This is a genomic window from Pontibacter sp. E15-1, assembly GCF_022601975.1.
Classification (GTDB): domain Bacteria; phylum Bacteroidota; class Bacteroidia; order Cytophagales; family Hymenobacteraceae; genus Pontibacter.
On record NZ_JAKVIR010000013.1, the window covers coordinates 18,743 to 35,049 of the forward strand.

Consider the following 16,307-nt stretch of genomic DNA (forward strand, 5'->3'; position numbering starts at 1 on the left):
CTATGCCAACGGCAACGAAATGAAAAACGTGGTGCCCTTCCCCTCCTCCGTCTCAAACCATATTTTCCCGCCCGCGTTCTCGATGCCGCGCCTGGCCACGGCCAGCCCGATGCCCGAGCCGGTATACTTGGTGCTGAAGTTCGGGATAAACACTTTCCCCCGTATCTCCTCCGGTATACCGCTGCCGTTGTCTTTGATCGAAATAAGCACCTCACTGCTGCCCTGCACCGCCAGGGTAACCGTTATCTGCGGTTTCCGTGCCGCAGGCACCGACTGGATCGCGTTCAGCAGCAGGTTGTTAAACGTGCGCACCATCAGGCCTTCATCGGCCAGCACAATCGCCTCCTGGTCTGGTATGCATTTCCTGATCTGCGCTGTGGCCGGGTCGTTGTGCAGGTCGGCGGCCTTGTGCAGGGCAGCGGCCACGTCCATCCGCTCGGCCCTGGGCTCGGGCATGTTGGTGAAGCTGGAGAAGGAAGTGGCGATGTCGCTGAGGATGTTGATCTGGGTAATGAGCGTGTGCGATATCTTGTTGATCATCTGCTCCGCGTTCGGCCGCTTCTCGGCTATCACCTTCTGCAGGTACTGCAGCGAGAGCTTCATGGGCGTGAGCGGGTTCTTGATCTCGTGGGCCACCTGGCGGGCCATCTCGCGCCAGGCCGCCTCCTTCTCCTGCACGGCCAGTTCCTGCTTGTTCTGCTCCAGCGTGAGCAGCATGCGGTTGTACTCGTTCACCAGCATGCCAATCTCGTCGGCCCCCTCGTAGGCCAGCATCTCGTTTTTTCCGGTCAGGGAGGTGCGCTTCAGCTTGTCGGCCAGCATGCGCAACGGCACCGTCAGGGTGCGGGAGGCGAAGAAGGTGAGCACCATGAACGTGATGAACATGACGGTGAAGATGTTCATGGTGGTGGTGATCAGCTCGATCAGTTTCAGGTCCAGCTCCTTCTCCGAATCAAAGAAAGGCAGCCCGATAAACCCGATCAGCTCCCCCCCTTTCACCTCGCTGCGCAGCGGCAGGTATACCACGTTAAACGAGAGGCTGCCTGTGTGCTCCTCCAGCAGCACCCGTAGCGCCTGCCGCTCCGAGATGGCCGCAAACGCCTTTGGGTTGATCAGCTTGGAGAGCAGCCCGGTCTCAAAGATCAGGGGCTGGCTCGTTACCAGCAGCCGGCCATGGCGGTCATACAGATTAATGTCTGTCTCCGATATGGCTGCGATGTCCGCAATCCTGGCCTCGAGGTACCGTTTGTTCTGCACAATCCGTTCGGGCAGTTGCCGGCTCAGCGCCTGCTGCACCGCCTCTCCCCGCCGCTCATACATAGCCATCAGGTCTTTTTTGTAGGAGGCGGTTACAAGGCCCGCCGTGGCGATGCTGACCAGAAGCAGGGGCAGCAAAATACCGAAGTTGAGGAATATCTGGATCTTGGTGCTGAAGTTGGGGCTGAACTCCTGGAGGCTGTGCCGTTGCAACAGCAGGTAGATCAGGCCGCTCGTCACCAGCCCCGCCACAAACACCAGGAACAGGAAAGAGAAATTGGCCAGTATCTCCGAAGATCCGTATTTTTCCGTCGTGATCACGAGGGTCTGGTTGCTGTTGCTGCGCACGCCAAAATGGTGGTAATTGCCCTGGTTCGCGCCCTGCCGGTAGAGGTCCGTCTGCTGCAGCAGGCTCCGCTCGAAGTTGGTGGCGTAATCATACTCTCCCTCGCTGTAGCGCAGTTTTCCGTCGCTGTAAAACGCGTAGCTCAGCATGTCGCGCCGGAAAGGCTGCTCATACTTCTGATCGACGAGCAGCTCGGGCACCACGCTGTTGGGCAGCAGTTTTTTCAGAGTCAGTTGCAGCGCAATGGTGCCTTTCTGCCGCTCATACACCGGCACCTCTATCAGTTTGAGGTATACGCGAGCATTGTAGCGGGTGGGGTCTTTCAGCAGGAAGAGGTCGGGGTGCTCGGTTTGGGTTTGCGGGGTGTCAAAGAACCGGCGCAGGTCCTGCAGCGTGGTGGCTGCCGTGTCAGCGCTTTCCAGCGACTTGCCCTCTCCGTCGAACAGCATGACGTTGATCTCATACTTGTCGAAGTAACTGGGCAGGTACTGCTTCGTGATTTTGCGCTTGATGAGCGATACGTCCACGTACGGCCCCTTCATCTGCATCCGGATCACGGCGTCGGAGGCGATCTTGGCCGTCACGTCCTCCTCCAACAGATACTCCCCCAGCACATCGTTGTCCTGCAGAATACTGTAGGCAAACTCCTGCTTGTACAGTTTCAGCTCGCTGTGGTAATGCGCGTACAGCGCCATGGCTCCGGTAAGGGCGCTCACAATCACCACCAGGAAAAAGAACAGGTACGTGCGGTAGGCAAGGCTCACGGCATTGCGGTGCTGCGCAGCCAGGATGATGATCACCCAGAACAAAAAGCCCGTGAGGATGATAACCGAGAGCTCCGGGAAGAAAAAGCCCGTAAACAGGGTCGCGATAAGGGCCACGCTCAGCAGGGCCTGGTATGCCCACCACCTCGTCTCGCGCTGCGCCAGCACGGACACCACCGTGGCCAGCATATAGGTGAAAATGCACAGGGCCAGGGTATGGCACAGCATCACGCCAAAGAGCAGCAGCTTATACTTCGTGAAATCCAGGGAGCGGCTGACATCCAGCGTCAGGGGGGTGTTGCGGTATATATCGAAATAGAACTTGTAGAGCAGCAGCAGCAGCAGGTAAAACACCACCATGCAGCCCGCCTGCAGCAACCGGCGCTGCTGTTTGGGCACCAGCACGAGCTGGGCAAGCACTTTGTTGCGCTCAAACAGATATAGCCCCGATGCGGCCACTGTAAGCAGCAGCAGCATGTTCAGGGCCAGGTCCCCGATGGAGGGCGACCAGAACGAGGCGGCATACAGCTTTGGATCGAAGAGCTTTACCTCCGCGATGGAAAAAGGCAGATTGAGGAGCAACAGCGCTACCCGGAAAACGACAAGCAACAGCAGAAAAAGTAGCACCCCTTTGCCGTAATGCCCCTTCCGGATGTATACCCGTGCCAGCGAGAAGCTGAAAAGCACGAAGAAAACCGTGCCTGCCAGCAGTAGCAGCAATTGTATGGTTGTGGCGGGATCCTTGCCCTGAGCGGCCGCAAAATCAACGGCAAACAGAAAGTGCCCCTGCCTGCTGAAGATCTTCGGGAGGTCGGTCACCGGGTCCCATACCAGGTTCAGGTGTTTGCGTTGCAGCAGCGGAATCCCCTGCGCCAGGTTTTTGTATTGCTCCCCTTCGTGGTATTTTACCTGTAGCGGCACATAGATCTTGATATCATACTGCTTTACCCGGTATGGCACTACCAGAAAGCTGCCGTGCTGGTTGCTCACCGTCATGAGCCGTGCCGTAGACATGAGCAGCTCGGGAGCCGGGGCGATGGTATGGTGCGACCAGAAAACAAGCCGCCCCTGCCTGTAGATGAACACAGGGTAGCGGCACTGCTCCAGGAGGGAGGTAAAGGAAATGCTGCGTGCGTGCAGTTGCTGGCCAATGACGCGGGCACTTTTCTCCGCCCGCGCTACCTCTGCCTGCACCTGCGCTGTGAGGGCAGCCATTTCAGCCTCGTGGTTATCGGGCGGAGTGGCGGCAGGGCTACTGAACTGCAGTACTGCCGTGGCGGCAAAACACAGTAGGGATACCAGTAAAAGGATAAAGGGGGTAAATTTCCGGTTCAAATCAGCGCAGTTTATCTACGAATTTAAGCAAAACGCATGATAACCGCTAGCTATTCAAAAATCGTGCTACCGTTTGGCGTAGGAGGGGTTGTAGTTTATCCCTGAGAATAAATACAGCATCAGGATGCGCGCATACCGGAACAGTAGCGTAGTGGACAGGATAATGATAGTGGCAACCGTGGTCAGGTATACCCACATGGGCGGATCGTTGGCCAGATAGTATAACATCACCCCCACCGCCAGCACGATACCCACCGAAAAGCCATAGCTGATGTACATGGCGCCCCAGAACAGGCCCACCTCTACCTCATAGTACAATGCACAGACCGGGCAGCGTTCGTGCATCCGGTCAAACTTGGCAATGTTCAGAAACGAGTGGGTAAACACCTCTCCCTGCCGGCACCGGGGACAGCGGCAGGCAAGTATGGCAGAAAGCCGGGAAGGTTGGCTCACGCCTTTTTCCGGCTGTTCCGATACCACAGAAAGCCAATCGTGCCGATCAGCAGGTAGGGCGCTGCCATCAGGTACAGGATACCCGTGTTCAGGCCTGACCCCACCTCCGACTCAGGCTCATGGTTATGCCCTTTGCCCGTGCCTACGTTCGACTCTACAGTGGCCCGGCACATAGCACATTGGCTATAGGCGTCCGTGCCCGCAAAAACGAGTAGCAGCGTCAGGGCTACGGTGGCCAGTACTTGGTTTATTTTCGCTCTCATCACAGTGTTAACAGTTTTGTGTCGTGCGTGTTTAGGTATAATACGGGGATATCATGAGATAAACTAAAACGCCTGTTACGGCAACGTAGAGCCATATCGGGAAAGTCCAGCGGGAGATGCGGCGGTGCCGGGCCAACTGGTTGCTGATACCGAAATACACCGACAGCAACACGAGCGGAACGATGACAACGGCCAGCACAATATGCGTCAGGAGGATAAAGTAGTAGATAAACTTCAGGGCTCCCTCGCCGCCATATATGGTGCGCACACCCAGAAAGTGGTAGGTGACATACGACACCAAAAAGATGGAAGAAAGGCCGAAGGCGACCAGCATGGCTGTCCGATGGTTCCTAATGTTCTGTCGCTTGATGTTGACATAGCCCACCACAAGCGCAACGGCCGTCATGGAATTCAGAATTGCGTGGAAAGCCGGGAGAAAAGAGACGTCCACCGCCCCATTGCCAGCTTTGGGCATAAAAAACAAGGCGGCCACGACCACCGGAATTGCCACCGACAGCACCGCAATCAGCGTCAGGAACTTCCTGTCGCTGCCACTTGTCAGCTTCTCACTATTTGCTTTTACTGTATCCATCCCTCAATACGTTTGTTTCTGTAATCAGACGGTCAATTTCCTTTTGGTTTGTCCCGTCGTAAATGCCCCTTACGCGCTTGTCGCTATCCACGAGCAGCAACTGGTCTGTTCGGAGGAGGCGCTCCTTGCCCACTGGTAAATCAAACCCCTCTTGTGCCAACCCCAGAATCTCCTGCCGGTCCCCGGTCAGGAAAAACCACTTGCCTTTCCGGGCCCCATACTTTGCCGCGTATGCCTGTAGCGCCGCTTGGGTGTCCTGCTCCGGCGTGGCGGTGATGGAGACCAGCCTTACTTCGGGGTACTTCTCAAAGCCTTCCTGTATGCGGACTAACTGTGAGGAGATTTTGTCGCAGTCGGGGCAGTCGGTTGAAAAGAAGTAAACCACCGTGATGTTTCCCTCCAGATCGGAGGAGGAGAAGGGAACCCCTTGCTGGGAGATGAGCGAGAAGTCAGGGACTTGCTGGAAGACCGTGTCTCCGGCGGCTGTGTATACCACCTCCCCTGCGGCGTCTACTTCGGGGAAGTAGGTTTTAAGGACGAAGTGATGGACACCGAAAATGCTGATAAAGGCAAAAATAAGAAGAGGCACTAACAGTAGGAATCCTAATATTAGTGCCTTTAATTTTTTCATTATAAACAGGTTAGTTAAAGTAGTTTGTCACTGACTCGTAGTAGTAACTGCCTTCTGAAATCAGGGCTACCATGAGCCACACAATGAGGGCCATCGGGATGATGATCGTCCAGATCAGGGCCTTCGTCTCGTGCTTCAGGTGCATAAACTCCGCCACAATGTAAAAGGCTTTGAAGAGGGTAAGCACAATAAAGATGACGTTTCGGGTGGTGCTTGGCTCCATGAAGAAAGCAAACACGAATTCGAGTGCCGTGATCCCTACCAGGATGAAAAAGGTCTTCCAGATCGCTTTCGTTTGCGCCTTAGGGATCTCCCCATTTTGGTGCATGTCGTTGTCAGAATGATGCATTGCCATATGTCTCTATATCTTTAATTCTACAGGCCGCCCCCATACCAGGTATACCGTGGGCTCCGCCGTGCGTTTTTTTTAAATGAATTAGATCAGGTAGAAGAATGTAAACACGAACACCCACACGAGGTCTACAAAGTGCCAGTACAGACCCACTTTCTCCACCATCTCGTAGTGGCCCCGCTTGTGGTACACGCCGTTCACGGTGTTGATGAAGATCATGATCAGCAGCACCACCCCGGAGAGCACGTGCGTGCCGTGGAAACCCGTGATGAAGAAGAACAGGTCAGCAAACAAGGGCGGGCCATACTGGTTCACCGTCAGGTTCGCCCCAAATATCTGGGTTCCGTCGGCCAGCAGCATTCCCTGTTCCGTGCCTGTGATAAAGTGAGACCACTCCCAGGCCTGGCAACCCAGGAAGGTAGCGCCAAACAGAATCGTCCACAGCAACCATTTCTGCACATCGTTTTTGTCCATTCTATGCCCAGCCTCTACGGCCAGCACCATCGTTACCGAGCTCAGGATGAGGATCATCGTCATCAGGGCCACGAAGGCAAGCGGGAGATCTACGCCGTGAAAACCAGGGAAGGAGTTGTATACCTTCTCCGGGATTGGCCACCATTGGGTAGAGAACGTGAATGTTTCCGCATCGCCGGTATAGGGCAAGTGCTTGTGACGCGAAAGACCGTAGACGATCAGGAATGACCCAAAGGTGAACGCATCCGAGAGCAGGAAAAACCACATCATGAGTTTACCATAGCTCGCTTTCAACGGTTCGTTACCGCCGTCCCAGGTTCCCGTGTTTGGTTTTTCCAGCGTAGTTGAAGTAGACATAGTTTATATATTGAAAAACGTGTTTAGTGATTTATTCTTAAGAAGATGTACAAATATAGCCAAAGTCCGCCTAAAAAGTGCCAGTAGGTGGTACACAATTGTATCCGCAGCATGTTTTTAGAATGCACTTTATACTTCAGGCTGCTCAGGAAGGTGATGGCCAGAAAAATCAGGCCGGTAATCAGGTGAAACCCGTGCACGCCTGTAAGCACATACAGGAACGAGCCCGAAGGGTTGCTTCCCCTTCCTCCAAAGTACACATTGTTCTGCACCAGTTCAGACCAGCCTTCCCACTGCCCCACCAAAAACGCCGCACCCAGCACCAGCGTCACCACCAACATCACTTTCAGCTGCTTCAGGTTGTTATGCTTGGCCGCGTTGTGCGCTAGTTGCATGCTTACGCTGCTCAGCACAATCACAATCGTGTTGATGAGCAGGATGTTCGGCAAGTCGAATTCTAGCCAATTCCCCTCTGCCCTGCGCACGATGTAAGCGCTCGTAAAGGCTGCAAACATCATGATAATACTAATAATAATCAACCACAGCGCGAACTTTAGTGGCTGTACGCTATTGGTGTCGGTACTCTTTACTGTTTCGTTAGCCATGGCTATACGTTAAATCTTATCTAATACAAAGGCTATCTGCACGATAGGCAGATACAAAAACGACCCGAACATAATGCTCATGGCTGCCTTCTTGGAGCAGGTGCGCATCAGGTAAAAGGTCTGGGCCAGGAACAGCACCCCACACACCACGGCAATCACGGCGGAGGTGGTGCCCGTCATGCCAAACTGCAGCGGCAGCAGGCTCAGCGGGATAAGCAGTAGCGTGTAGATCATGATCTGGATCGCTGTCTTCAGGTTCTTCCCTCCCTCCATCGGGAGCATTTTAAAGCCCGCCTTCTTGTAATCGTCGTCCAGCACCCAGGCAATCGCCCAAAAGTGCGGGAACTGCCAGATAAACTGTATCCCGAACAGGATCCAGGCCTCAGCGCCCAGCAAGCCGGTGGCCGCTACCCACCCGATCAGGGGTGGCATGCCGCCCGGTATGGCGCCCACGAAAACACAGATTGGGCTAACGCGCTTGAGCGGGGTATAGACGAAGCCATACAGTATCAGTGAAAGCAACGACAGGCCCGCCGCGAGCCAATTGAAATACATGCCCAGCAGCAGCAGACCGCTTATACCCAGCAGCACGCAGAAAACAACAGCTTCTGTTACCGACACCTGCCCGGTTGGCAGAGGCCGCATTGCCGTCCGCTTCATGTGCTTGTCCAGGTCGCGCTCGATCACCTGATTGATGATGTTGGCGGAGCCTGTCACCAGCAGCCCCCCGAGCATCACCAGGGCAATGCTCAGGTAAGACGCTCCCGGATAGCCGAGGATAAAGCCAATGGCACTGGAAAAAGCCACGGTAAAACTCAACCGGAACTTCAGCAGTTTAAAATACGCTTTTGCTTTTTGTGCCATAAACGATGCAGGCAGCAGGTGTTGGATGTCTTGTTGCACGAACATGAAGCCTATACTCCTACTGACATTTTAATTGCCTTTTGCGAGGCGTAATGATATATGATCAGCAACTGAAACTGCACGCCAAATAACAGGGCGGCAAACGTCAGGTGCAGTGGTTGCAAGAAGGGCGGTATGGCAAAATATGCCATCACGACACCAAACACAATCTCCAGGAAAACCATCCCCAGCATCAGATGCGTGAGTTTGGTTATGGCACTGTGCTTGAGTTTATACAGCATATAAGCTACATACAGATGCAAGGCCAGCACGACAATAGAAAAAGAACGATGGATATAAAAGCTCTGCCCCAACTGATCGACCCAACTGGCTCTGTCAGCGCCCTGCATCATATAGGCCACCATGTCCACTTCTTCCCGTACCTGCGTACCCAGCAGAATCTGCCCGAACGTGACCAGCGCCAATACCCACAAAAGGCCATTTACCTTGGGGGAATGCTGCAGCCCGTGCGCAAAGTCTTCTTTATGCGCTCGCGCCACAGCGTATTGCAGCATGGCCACCAACACCAGCGCCAGCGCCATGTGTACTGTGACCGTAATCGGCAGCAGGTTTGTGGAAACCACGATAGAGCCCAGCCACCCTTGCACGCCTACCAGCACGAAACTCCCCAGCGCGATGTAAAAAATCGTCTTGTCGCGCTTTAGGTATGGCAGGGCAAAAACAACCGTCAGGAAAATAAAAATACCTATCAGCACACCTACTAAGCGGTTCAGGTACTCGATCCAGGTTTTGGTGACATTAAACTCTGATTCGATGTACTGACTTGGGTGAGAGAAAATGGTGGCGGACAACTGCTCGAAGCCAAGCTTATCGAGATAGGCTGCCAGCTTTTCGTTTTTCTCTATTCGCTTCTGTTTGTATACCTCTAGGTAGTCAGGTGGTAGTTGGCTGACATCAGTCGGAGGAACCCAGCTTCCAAAGCACTTCGGCCAGTCAGGGCATCCCATCCCGGACCCCGTGCTACGGACGATCCCTCCGACTAATATCAGGAAGTAAACAGCCAGGACTGTTACTAAGCCAATATTTCTAAATCTTTTACTCTGCAATGACTGCGTAGCCATTAATACGCTTATTCAAAATCTCTCTCCTGCGGCAAGTTCGAAGACTGCGTTTTGGAGAATGGTACGTCCTGTGGAATATAATCATCAGCAGCACCCGGTTTGCTATAATCGTAAGGCCATCTGTACACGGTCGGGATTTCTCCTGGCCAGTTGCCATGCCCTGGCAACACAGGTGTCGTCCACTCCAGGGTGTTAGAGTGCCAAGGGTTAGCCGATGATCTGCGGCCACGGAAAATGCTGTAGATGAAGTTGAACAGGAACACAAACTGCGCTGTGAAGCCAAGTATCGCGGAGATACTGATGAATGTGTTCATGTCTGAGAAGATATTGAAGGCCTCAAAACCTGTCCAGGCGTAATATCTTCTCGGGAAACCGGCAATACCGATGTAGTGCATTGGCATGAACACCAGGTATACCGACACAAAAGTCAGCCAGAAGTGCACGAACCCAAGCTTGTCGTCCATCAGGCGCCCGAACATCTTCGGGAACCAGTGGTATACCCCGGCAAACATACCGAAGAATGCCGCGGCACCCATTACCAGGTGAAAGTGCGCCACCACGAAGTACGTATCGTGCAGCTGGATGTCCAGGGCAGAGTTACCCAGAATGATACCAGTAAGACCACCCGAGATGAACAGGGACACAAAGCCCACAGCGAACATCATGGCCGACGTGAAGCGGATGTTTCCTCGCCAAAGCGTCGCGATCCAGTTAAATACCTTCACAGCCGACGGCACCGCGATAATCAGCGTCAGGAACATGAACACCGAACCGAGGAATGGGTTCATACCGGTTACGAACATGTGGTGCGCCCATACCACGAACGACAGCACGGAGATACCGATCAAAGAACCGATCATGGCTCTGTAACCGAAAATAGGCTTGCGTGAGTTGGTGGCGATTACCTCCGACACGATACCGAAGGCTGGCATGATCACAATGTATACTTCCGGGTGACCCAGGAACCAGAACAAGTGCTGGAACAGAATCGGGCTACCACCTGTGTTAGAAAGCGCCTCTCCGGCGATATAGATATCCGAAAGGAAGAAGCTGGTACCGAAGCTACGGTCGAAGATCAGCAGCAGTGCGGCAGAGAACAGCACCGGGAAGGCAAGCAAACCCAGGATAGCCGTCAGGAAGAACGCCCAGATCGTCAGCGGCAACTTTGTCATCGCCATACCTTTTGTGCGCAGGTTAATCACTGTGGTAATGTAGTTCACACCACCCAGCAACTGCGACACGATGAACAGGGCCATACTGATCAGCCACATGGTCATACCGCCTTTAGAGCCCTCAATGGCCTGCGGCAACGCACTCAGCGGCGGGTATACCGTCCAGCCACCGGCTGCAGGACCCGTCTCAAGGAACAGGGAGGTGAAAAGGATAATGCTGGAGATAAAGAAAATCCAGTAAGAAAGCATGTTCATGAATCCGGATGCCATGTCGCGGGCACCGATCTGAAGCGGAATCAGGAAGTTAGAGAACGTACCGCTCAGTCCGGCCGTCAGCACGAAGAACACCATGATGGTACCGTGCATGGTCACCAGCGCCAGGTAAAACTCCGGGTTCAGCTTGCCGTTCTCGACCCAACCGCCCAGGATTGGCTCCAGGAAGGTGAACGTCGCCTCTGGCCAGCCCAGCTGCAAACGGAACAGGACAGACAGGAAACCGCCGATAAAGGCCCAGGCGATACCCGTGAACAGGAACTGCTTGGCAATTACTTTATGGTCCTGGCTAAAAATGTACTTCTCAATAAAGTTTTGGTCGTGATGATGGTCATGCTCCTCGTGCGCATGATTTACATCGTGGTTGATAGAGATATCTGTACTCGACATAGTCAACAGTATTTAAATGCTACAACTCAGTTTTAACTTCTTCCGCCTTCTCGTCAGCCTTTGTATCGAGTACAAGTTGCTTTGGAGCAGTTGTTGAGAATTTTGCCAGAACGCTGGGGTTCTCCTCCACAAAAGGCTTATTGCCTGCTAACCAAGCTTCGTAATCCTCCGGCTCGTCTACCACCAGCATGAAGCGCATGGCAAAGTGGCCACGACCGCATACCTCTGTACAGGCCAGCTCATACGTAAAGTCTGAATTGCCTGTCTCGTTGCGCATTTCGTCTGTGGTTTTGGTAGGCACGAACCAGAACTTGGTTGGCATACCCGGCACGGCATCCATTTTCAGGCGGAAATGCGGCAGGAACACACTGTGAATCACGTCGCGCGATCTGATTTTCAGCAGAACCGGCCGGCCTTTCGGCACGTGGATCTCGCGTGGCATGAAGTCGTCAAGCGAATTTTTGTCGCTGAAGTCAATACCGAACTCGTTGGTGGCATCAATCAGCGTGTGCTTCGCAACACCCAGTTTTCCGTCCGGACCTGGGTAGCGCACCATCCAGTTGAACTGCTTGCCCATCACCTCAACCACCACGGCGCTTTCCGGTGCAGCACTCGTGATCTTGGTCCAGGTCTTCCAGCCGGCAAACACCAGCAGTGCCATCACGATGGCCGGAATCATGGTCCAGATAATCTCTACTTTGTTGTTGTGCGGGTAATAGTATGCGCGCTTGTTGTCCTGATGCTGGTACTTGTAAGAATAGTAGAACAACAGGATTTGCGTAAGGGCAAACACGATACCGATAACGATCATCGTGGTCCAGAACAGGCTGTCTGTCCACTCCCCGTGCACCGATGCAACCGGCTGGTTCATGGTATCCCAGGAGGCTACGAAAGACCAGATGAACGCAACGCTGCCCCCGATCAGGAAAAGCATCAGCAAGGCGCTGTTCACGCGGTTGCTTACTTTGGTCGTACCTGCTGCCCGCTCACTAGATCCCCTGAAGATAGAAGAGAGTGTACCGATCCTGAAAAGGAGGAACAGGATGACCAATAAAAGAACTATGGATAAACCTATGGCGATCGTAATCATTATATAACGCTTTTAGTATAATCTCTAAACATGATGGTGAACACTCTCCTCAACAAACGGATGGTTGATCGGCACAAGAGAGGCTTTCGTCAGTCCTTTCGTGAAGGCTAGCAGGAAGATACCCAGGAACATGAGCGCTGTTCCAATCTCGATGAAGCCAATGCCTGCGCTTGTTCCCAGCGTTCCGGGCATCATCATCAGGTAAAAGTCTAACCAATGGCCCACCAGAATGGCAATCGTAACAAGCTTGAGCATGATCATCTGTCGCTTCGCATCTCTCGTCATGAGAACAAGGAAAGGGAAGGCAAAGTTTATCAATAAGTTGGTAAAGAATATCCACTTGTAGTGGCCTGCGTTACCACCCAGTCGCTCGATGAAATAGATTGCTTCTTCCGGGATGTTGGCATACCAGTACAACAGGAACTGGGAGAACCAGATGTAGGTCCAGAAGATAGAGAAGGCGAATACAAACTTACCCAAATCGTGCAGGTGGTTGGAGTTTACCATTTTCAGGTAGCCGTTCTGCTTCAGGATAATCACGGTGAGGGTGATGGCAGCCAGGCCGGATACCCACCAGCTGGCGAACACATACCAACCGAACATGGTAGAGAACCAGTGCGTGTCGATAGACAGCACCCAGTCCCAGGCGGAAGTGGAAGAGGTGATACCGAACACAACCAGGAACATGGCCGAGATGCGGATGCTCTTGTGGTAGTTTGCTGTGCCGCCGTTCATGTCCTCGTTGATGGACTCCTTGCGCAGCCACATGGAGAACATAATCCAAAGGCCGAAGTACAGGGCCATTCTGATCAGGAAGAACGCTGTGTTCAGGTAACCGGACTTGCCGGCGATGATTGGGTCATATTCCGGGCTGTTCACATCGTACAGATAGTCGTGTGTCCAGTGAAAAATGTCGTGAGAGCCAAAGAGGTATACCAGGAGCATGATCACGCCTCCGATGGGGAGGTAATAGCTCATGGCTTCCGGTATTCTTTTGATTAGCACCGACCAGCCCGCGTAGGACACATACTGGATCGCGACGAAAAACGTACCGATCAGCGCAATGCCCGAGAAGTACACGTTGTTCATCCACAGGTTCACGAACAGGCGCTTTGTCCAGGACACGGCCTCATGACCTGCTGCAGCGGCCTCGTGGCCCTCTGCCTGATGTTCTCCTCCCCCGCCTGCAGCCGCAAAGATGATACCTGCTATAAGTAAAACCACACCTACAGCTATCATTAAGAAAAACTTGTTATTCGTTTTTCTGGTAATGATGAGTCTTTCTTCTGTCATTATCCTATAAAATTATGCCTAAGACTTAGTTATTAGGGGTTTTGTTATCAGTAGCCGGAGTGCCTGTTACGGGGTTGTCCGTGATGGCCTCGCCGCCGGCTTCGTTTTCTGCCTCTTCGGTAACAACCACCTCAGCGCCAGCGCCACCTTGCAGCTGCTGCACATACATCACTATCTTCCAACGCTCCGTAGGGTTCACCTGCGAGGCATAGGACATCATGCGGCCTCTTCCCTTCGTGATCACATGGTAGATATGGCCGGCTGGCAACTCTGCCACGCGGCCCATCGTGAATGATGGCACACCTTTAAACTTGATGCCCACCAGTCCTTGTCCGTCGCCCTGCTCTCCGTGGCACGGTGCGCAGAAGCGGGAGTACAATACCTTGCCCTCGGCCAGAGCCGCCTCGGTACGGGCAAGCGGGTTTTTCAGCTCCACACCAGCCACCTCGGCCGTGTCTACTGACAGGTACATGTTATACCCTTGCTTGCCACGGGCCACAGACCCTTTTGCCGGCTCGCGCATGTTCATACCTCCCGGGTTGAACTTGTTCTCCTTTATCTGAGAATAAGGGTCCAGCGCAAGGGAGTGGTACATGTCCGGCGCATACTCCAGCCCTGGATCCTGCTGGTTGTTGCAGGCAAACAGAATTGCCGAAGAGAAAAGTATCGCAGAGGCCTGGAGGCCTATTTTTGTAAATCTTTTCATTATTTCACTACCTCCTTCTCATTAACTTCTACAGCACCGTTGGAGCGTAGCAGTTCGTTTAAAGCCGAAAGATCCGTTACGCCGTCCTTCACCTCGATCGCCATCACAAACTTATCGTCTGTGGAGCGCTTGTCCAGCATGTTCACCCGCAGCGAAGGCTTCAGGTTAGAGACGATGAAGAAGGCGATCACCATGCTGAAGGCCGAGAACAATACCGTTAGCTCGAAAGTAACCGGTATAAAAGCCGGCAGCGAGATGTGCGGTTTACCACCGATGATCATCGGCCAGTCAAAGCCAAGCATCCAGATCTGCATCCAGAGTGCGAACGACATACCCGTCAGGCCGCCGAAGAAAGCGACAATCGGAAGCCGTGAGCGTTTGATGCCTAACACGTCATCGATTCCGTGTATCGGATACGGGCTGAATACCTCATATATTTTAGTGCCGGCGGCACGGATGTTTTCGATGGCGTGCAGCAGCACATCTTCGTCATCATAGATACCAAGAACAAACTTCTTATTCATGTCTGTGGTGTGTATGTGTATTAGTGTTCAATTCTTTTTCAGTGCCATGCATGGTGTCGGCGGAGGTATGGGTTACTTCCGAAGAAGACTTCAGAATGGCCTTCACCTCTGCCATGTTCACTACCGGGAAGAACTTCACAAACAGGAAGAACAGGGTGAAGAACAGGCCGAATGTGCCCACATAAATGCCCACGTCGATCATCGTTGGAGAGAACATCGCCCACGAAGAAGGCAGGTAGTCTCTGTGCAGGGAAGTCACGATAATCACAAAGCGCTCGAACCACATACCAATGTTCACGAAGATCGAGATGATAAAGGTAGCCGTCAGGCTTCGGCGGATAGACCGGAACCAGAAAAGCTGTGGCGTGATCACGTTACAAGTCATCATCGACCAGTATGCCCACCAGTAAGGACCGAAGGCACGGTTAAGGAACGCATACTGCTCGTAAGCCACGCCGGAGTACCAGGCAATGAAGAACTCGGTGGTATAGGCCACACCCACAATAGAACCTGTGGTGATGATTACCTTGTTCATCGACTCCACGTGCTCAATGGTGATGTAGTCTTCCAGGTGGAACACCTTGCGGGTGATGATCATCAGGGTAAGCACCATGGCGAAGCCGGAGAAGATCGCACCTGCCACAAAGTATGGAGGGAAGATCGTGGTGTGCCAACCCGGGATCACTGAAGTTGCAAAGTCCATGGATACAATGGTGTGAACCGAAAGTACCAGCGGCGTTGCCACACCGGCCAGGATCAGGGACACCGTCTCGTACCGGGACCATGCCTTGGCAGAACCCGTCCAGCCCATAGACAGGACAGAGTATGCTCTTCTCGCGATCGGGCCAGTGGCTCTGTCACGGATGGTGGCAAAGTCAGGAATCAGGCCGATGTACCAGAAAACAAGCGATACAGAGAAGTAAGTAGAGATCGCGAACACGTCCCAGAGGAGCGGCGAGTTGAAGTTAACCCAAAGCGAACCGAATGTGTTCGGCAATGGCAGTACCCAGTAAGCCAACCAGGGGCGGCCCATGTGCAGCACCGGGAACATGGCCGCACAGATTACCGCGAAAATTGTCATCGCCTCGGCCGCACGGTTAATGGAGCTTCTCCATTTCTGGCGGAACAGGAGCAATACGGCTGAGATCAGGGTACCGGCGTGACCGATACCTACCCACCACACGAAGTTCGTGATATCCCACGCCCATCCTACGGTTTTGTTCAATCCCCACTCCCCTATACCAAACCAAAGGGTGCGGTAAACGGAGTAGAAGAAAATAGCCAGTCCTACCAGGGATATGGCAAAGGCAGCCGCCCAACGCGGGTTGGGCTTTGCCTCCACCTGACGGCACACATCTTCAGTGATGTCGTGGTATGTTTTCCCCCCCGTTACAAGAGGTTCTCTTATCGGAGATACATGCTGCATAACGCTCTCGAATTATATT

16 protein-coding genes are annotated in these 16,307 nt (G+C 53.3%); all 16 read right to left on the reverse strand.

The genetic code is table 11. The features are described from left to right. Positions 1-3,702 (reverse strand): sensor histidine kinase, encoded by a 3,702-nt coding sequence (locus MKJ04_RS10500; protein WP_241641592.1) that lies wholly within the window; start codon positions 3,700-3,702, stop codon positions 1-3. 66 nt (positions 3,703-3,768) lie between these two features. After that, positions 3,769-4,155: a DUF983 domain-containing protein gene (locus MKJ04_RS10505; protein ID WP_241641593.1), complete on the reverse strand. Its 387-nt coding sequence runs from the start codon at positions 4,153-4,155 to the stop codon at positions 3,769-3,771. After that, on the reverse strand, positions 4,152-4,418 hold the full coding sequence (locus tag MKJ04_RS10510; protein ID WP_317246715.1) for a hypothetical protein: 267 nt from the start codon (positions 4,416-4,418) through the stop codon (positions 4,152-4,154). The genes MKJ04_RS10505 and MKJ04_RS10510 overlap by 4 nt, the downstream gene beginning before the upstream one ends. A 31-nt stretch (positions 4,419-4,449) precedes the next feature. Next, on the reverse strand, positions 4,450-5,010 hold the full coding sequence (locus MKJ04_RS10515; RefSeq protein ID WP_241641594.1) for a DUF420 domain-containing protein: 561 nt from the start codon (positions 5,008-5,010) through the stop codon (positions 4,450-4,452). After that, positions 4,988-5,599 (reverse strand): SCO family protein, encoded by a 612-nt coding sequence (locus tag MKJ04_RS10520; RefSeq protein ID WP_241641595.1) that lies wholly within the window; start codon positions 5,597-5,599, stop codon positions 4,988-4,990. The genes MKJ04_RS10515 and MKJ04_RS10520 overlap by 23 nt, the downstream gene beginning before the upstream one ends. A gap of 52 nt (positions 5,600-5,651) precedes the next feature. Continuing rightward, a complete protein-coding gene (locus tag MKJ04_RS10525; RefSeq protein WP_241641596.1) occupies positions 5,652-5,996 on the reverse strand; it encodes a cytochrome C oxidase subunit IV family protein in 345 nt (114 codons plus the stop codon). 81 nt (positions 5,997-6,077) lie between these two features. Beyond that, positions 6,078-6,824 carry a cytochrome c oxidase subunit 3 gene (locus tag MKJ04_RS10530; protein ID WP_241641597.1) on the reverse strand — a complete coding sequence of 249 codons (747 nt, stop codon included), beginning with the start codon at positions 6,822-6,824 and terminating at the stop codon, positions 6,078-6,080. A gap of 23 nt (positions 6,825-6,847) precedes the next feature. Beyond that, entirely contained in the window at positions 6,848-7,429 is a 582-nt protein-coding gene (locus tag MKJ04_RS10535) for a heme-copper oxidase subunit III (RefSeq protein ID WP_241641598.1), read from the reverse strand. A gap of 9 nt (positions 7,430-7,438) precedes the next feature. After that, positions 7,439-8,293, reverse strand: coding sequence for a heme o synthase (gene cyoE / locus MKJ04_RS10540; RefSeq protein ID WP_241641599.1), 855 nt, complete (start codon positions 8,291-8,293; stop codon positions 7,439-7,441). Positions 8,294-8,343: 50 nt separating this feature from the next. Then, entirely contained in the window at positions 8,344-9,414 is a 1,071-nt protein-coding gene (locus MKJ04_RS10545) for a COX15/CtaA family protein (protein WP_241641600.1), read from the reverse strand. 8 nt (positions 9,415-9,422) lie between these two features. Beyond that, positions 9,423-11,249, reverse strand: a complete 1,827-nt coding sequence (locus MKJ04_RS10550) for a cbb3-type cytochrome c oxidase subunit I (RefSeq protein ID WP_241641601.1) — start codon at positions 11,247-11,249, stop codon at positions 9,423-9,425. Between the two features lie 19 nt (positions 11,250-11,268). Continuing rightward, the gene (locus tag MKJ04_RS10555; protein WP_241641602.1) at positions 11,269-12,339 is read right to left on the reverse strand and encodes a cytochrome c oxidase subunit II; all 1,071 of its coding nucleotides are present in this window, start codon (positions 12,337-12,339) and stop codon (positions 11,269-11,271) included. A 24-nt stretch (positions 12,340-12,363) separates the two neighbouring features. Then, on the reverse strand, positions 12,364-13,632 hold the full coding sequence (locus tag MKJ04_RS10560; protein ID WP_245402642.1) for a quinol:cytochrome C oxidoreductase: 1,269 nt from the start codon (positions 13,630-13,632) through the stop codon (positions 12,364-12,366). Between the two features lie 25 nt (positions 13,633-13,657). Beyond that, positions 13,658-14,338, reverse strand: coding sequence for a c-type cytochrome (locus MKJ04_RS10565; RefSeq protein WP_241641604.1), 681 nt, complete (start codon positions 14,336-14,338; stop codon positions 13,658-13,660). Next, positions 14,338-14,862, reverse strand: coding sequence for a DUF3341 domain-containing protein (locus MKJ04_RS10570; protein WP_241641605.1), 525 nt, complete (start codon positions 14,860-14,862; stop codon positions 14,338-14,340). The genes MKJ04_RS10565 and MKJ04_RS10570 overlap by 1 nt, the downstream gene beginning before the upstream one ends. Then, positions 14,855-16,288 (reverse strand): NrfD/PsrC family molybdoenzyme membrane anchor subunit, encoded by a 1,434-nt coding sequence (gene nrfD / locus MKJ04_RS10575; RefSeq protein ID WP_241641606.1) that lies wholly within the window; start codon positions 16,286-16,288, stop codon positions 14,855-14,857. The genes MKJ04_RS10570 and nrfD overlap by 8 nt, the downstream gene beginning before the upstream one ends. Positions 16,289-16,307 lie beyond the last annotated feature (19 nt).